3 protein-coding genes and 1 CRISPR repeat array are annotated in these 3527 nt (G+C 70.6%); of the genes, 2 read left to right on the top strand and 1 reads right to left on the bottom strand.

Going from position 1 to position 3527, the window contains the following annotated elements; translation table 11 throughout:
• Positions 1 to 651, bottom strand: a 651-nt coding sequence (hemC, locus tag AB0J52_RS32405) for a hydroxymethylbilane synthase (protein ID WP_500186638.1), incomplete at its 3' end; no start/stop codon positions are given.
• A 130-nt stretch (positions 652 to 781) separates the two neighbouring features.
• Between hemC and AB0J52_RS32400 the strand changes: the two genes are divergently transcribed.
• On the top strand, positions 782 to 1954 hold the full coding sequence (locus AB0J52_RS32400) for a hypothetical protein (RefSeq protein ID WP_500186637.1): 1173 nt from the start codon (positions 782 to 784) through the stop codon (positions 1952 to 1954).
• A 99-nt stretch (positions 1955 to 2053) separates the two neighbouring features.
• Positions 2054 to 2542: a hypothetical protein gene (locus tag AB0J52_RS32395; RefSeq protein WP_500186635.1), complete on the top strand. Its 489-nt coding sequence runs from the start codon at positions 2054 to 2056 to the stop codon at positions 2540 to 2542.
• Between the two features lie 356 nt (positions 2543 to 2898).
• A CRISPR array of direct repeats spans positions 2899 to 3524; the repeat unit is 37 nt; unit sequence GTGGCGCTCGCCCTCCGGGACGAGCGAGGATCGCAAC.
• Positions 3525 to 3527: the final 3 nt, after the last annotated feature.

The raw sequence follows: 3527 nt of genomic DNA, 5'->3' as shown, positions 1-3527 counted from the left end.
GTCGAGCCGGGCGGCCGGCTCGGCCACCGCACGGTCCCCGGCGCGGCACTCCAACACCAGGACCCCGGCCCCGACCGCCGGAAGGATATCCAGCCGTTCGTGGACGCGTTCGATGCCCAGCCGCAGCAACCCGACCCGCGCCAGCACGATCGCCGCGTACTCGCCTCTGTCGAGCTTCGCGAGCCGGGTGTCCACATTCCCCCGCACCGGCTCGAACGTGAGACGCGGGTGCCGCTGTACGAGCTGGGCATGCCGCCGCACTGACGAGGTCCCCACCCGCGCGCCCGCGGGCAGATCCGCGAGGGCCCGCACGCCGCCGTCCGGCGGGAACACCGCGATGTCACCGGAGTCCTGCCGCTCCAGGCACGCGCCGAGCGCCACGCCGTCCGGACGGGGCACGTCACCAGGCAGATCCTTCGCGCAGTGGAGCGCCGCGTCGATCTCGCCGTCCAGGAGGGCCCGGTCGATCTCCTTCACGAACGCGCCCTTGCCGCCGAGCGCGACCAGATCCCCGACCCCCTGGTGACGGTCGCCGCTGGTAGTGATGGGGACGATCTCGACGCGCAGCCCCTCGTTCAGCCGCTCCAGTTCCCCGGCCACCGTCCGCGCCTGCGCCATCGCCAGCGCCGACGGCCGCGTCCCCAACCTCATCCGGTCCCGCCTCTCACCTCACGCGCCGACGACTGAACGGCACGCTAACCACTCGCGCCGTGCCGCGTGGGCCGTTCGGCCACGTGTCGCAGACGCGAACGCCAGCGACAAAAGGGACTAGGTTGCTCGCATGACCGATGGTGCGTCCCTCACGGACCTGATCCAGGAAGACCGTGCCGATCCCGCGCTGCCCGCCCGGATCGGCCGCCACGACGTCCTGGTCGAGCGCGGGTTCATCGGCACTTTCGTCTATCAGGTCCGCGGCGACCGCGTCCTGGTGATCCATGCGAACAAGGGCTACCGCGATGACGTCGTGGCCGCCCTGCTGGACGCCGTGGCCGATCTCGCGGACGCCGACGACCTCGGTTCGACCGTCCGGCTGCGTCCGATCGACGTACCCGGATTCCCGCTGGACCGCGCGGCCCTGCTCGGCCCCGGCCACACCGACTTCTTCCACGACACACCCCTGGCCGAGCGCGGGATGCAGGTCATCCCGGTCCATCGCTCCGAGGCCGTCGACGGCGAGGAGTGCCAGGCCTTCTGGCCCGGCGTCATCGGCAAGAACCTGTCCATCCGGCACTCCGACTGGACCCGCGAACCGTCACCGAGAGCCGACGTGCGACGCCTGGACAGCGGCGTCGGAGGCCCGTTCCGGCGCAACAGCCGCAGCCGCGGGAGTTCCAAACCGGCGCTCATGAGAGCCTCCGCGGTGCTGGAACAGCAACTGCCCGCCTTGCCGGACGGCGTGCGCGTGTCGGTCATGGACACCCGAGGGCACGACCTACAACTGCACCGCGAATGGGACCGCCTACGCGGAACCCTGAGCATCCCGGGCAAGCCCGACGACATCGCCGTTGACATCCCACGGCACGCGGCCCTAACCGTTTTCGGTCCCCTCTTCTCCGGCGCCGACTTCGACCCCGCGCTGCTGGCGACGCCTCACCCGCCTGAGCACATGCTCGCGCTGTCGGTGAGCGACACCGAGCGTGGACGGCACGACAGCGAGGAGCATCCGGCGTCCCTGGACGAATGCCTGCGATGGCTGGAGGCGCTCGCCCCCACCGACGGCAACCACCTCGTCCTCACCGGACGGTCGGGCGGCGTCGTCCAGATGAGGTGGGAGGGCCCCGGCGAGCCGCGCCTGTGGCTGGAGACCCCCGAGCCCGCCCACCGCCACTCCCGCGGCCGGTATGTCACCCGCGACGAGGCCGCAGCCATGATCCGGGCCTTGGCCCGCGAGGACCGCGTGGCCGTGAACGAACTCGGCAACCTGGAAACCGTCCCCTGGAACGGCTCTTCGTGACCGTCCACCGGCGTGTTCCAGCGCCGCTGATGGCCGTGGGCGGCGTCTAGGGGCAGGATCACCAGGGACGATCCCGAACCGAGCGCGGAAGGCACGGCCATGAACGAGGCGACTCTCGACCTGCTCCTCGACGTGGTCGGCCGCCTCGAACGCAACATCACCGCCCGCCAGTGCCCCGCCGTCTGCGGCCTCGACGGCGACCGCCGCCTGACGCTGTCCGGATACGAGTACCTGCGCGACGACGCGTCCGCCGCCGCCTTCGAACGCCGCGCCGCCGCCCAGGCGAACCGCCTCCGCGCCCGCCGCTGGGTCCTCGCCGTCCCCATGATCATCGCCGTCCCGCCCGGCTCCGGGCTGCACGGCCGCCCGGTCTCCAACCAGGGCCCGCGCGAGGGCGAGCAGGAGGCGATCGTCTGGACGGCCTTCGACCACGACGACGGCATCGACTACGGCATCGTCGCCTACACCCGCCGCCCCGACGGCCGTCCCGTCTACCACACCCCCGAGATCTTCACCGCCCCGCTGGCCGGCACCGCCATAGCCCCCGGCTCAGTCCTCCGCCAAACCCTCCTCAGCGACCCCAGCTGACAGCCCAAGCAACCCATCAGCCCAAGCCTGACCAGCAACGTCACGCGCTCCACCGAAGGCCGCAGCTCTCCATGTGGTCTCCGAGTTCCGCTGCCCCGTTTCCACGCCGTCAGGCCGGCGCTCAAAGCTCAGAACGGACTGGAAAGACGCGTGATGAACCAGCTGCCTCCCAACACAATTGCCGATCCGCATGACCGGGAGTCCGTCAGTGGGCTGCGATGCATGCTTCGGAACCCCGGGTGCCCATGAAATCCCGGGGAGGTTCCGAGGAGGTTCTGGCCTAATTTGTGTACCAGTGACCCAATTGCATTCTTGATCGGATGGCGACTCGTTGTAGTATTGCCAGCTCATTTACCGTGGCGCTCGCCCTCCGGGACGAGCGAGGATCGCAACTTGGGGATAGGTGGCGAGTAGAGCGTGCTCGATGACGTGGCGCTCGCCCTCCGGGACGAGCGAGGATCGCAACAAAAACGCCAGCATGCTGTTCAGCGCGGCCGTGGAGCGTGGCGCTCGCCCTCCGGGACGAGCGAGGATCGCAACACCCGTGACGCTCGGGGCCGCGTCGTGCGGTACGCCCTGTGGCGCTCGCCCTCCGGGACGAGCGAGGATCGCAACGAGCTGGCCCGCGGCCAGGCCCTGGTCAACGGGCAGGTGGCGCTCGCCCTCCGGGACGAGCGAGGATCGCAACGTCCACGTCCCACCGGCGGCCCCCGGCGTCGGGGGCGAGTGGCGCTCGCCCTCCGGGACGAGCGAGGATCGCAACATCGTGATCGCGCCCATCGTCATCGCCATCAAGGTGGTGGCGCTCGCCCTCCGGGACGAGCGAGGATCGCAACCGCATCGACGGCAGCTACGGCGACCTGGTGTTCAGCGTGGCGCTCGCCCTCCGGGACGAGCGAGGATCGCAACCAGCTCGCCAACGCCGCGCAGCCCGACTACGACGAGGTGGCGCTCGCCCTCCGGGACGAGCGAGGATCGCAACAGC

Origin of the sequence: Spirillospora sp. NPDC049652 (assembly GCF_040675125.1) — a bacterium.
GTDB lineage: Bacteria > Actinomycetota > Actinomycetes > Streptosporangiales > Streptosporangiaceae > Spirillospora.
This window is presented reverse-complemented; position numbering and strand designations above follow the sequence as displayed.

Coding starts and splice junctions, on each gene's coding strand:
- AB0J52_RS32395 (WP_500186635.1), top strand. CDS start 2,054: ATGAACGAGGCGACTCTCGACCTGCTCCTCGACGTGGTCGGCCGCCTC.
- AB0J52_RS32400 (WP_500186637.1), top strand. CDS start 782: ATGACCGATGGTGCGTCCCTCACGGACCTGATCCAGGAAGACCGTGCC.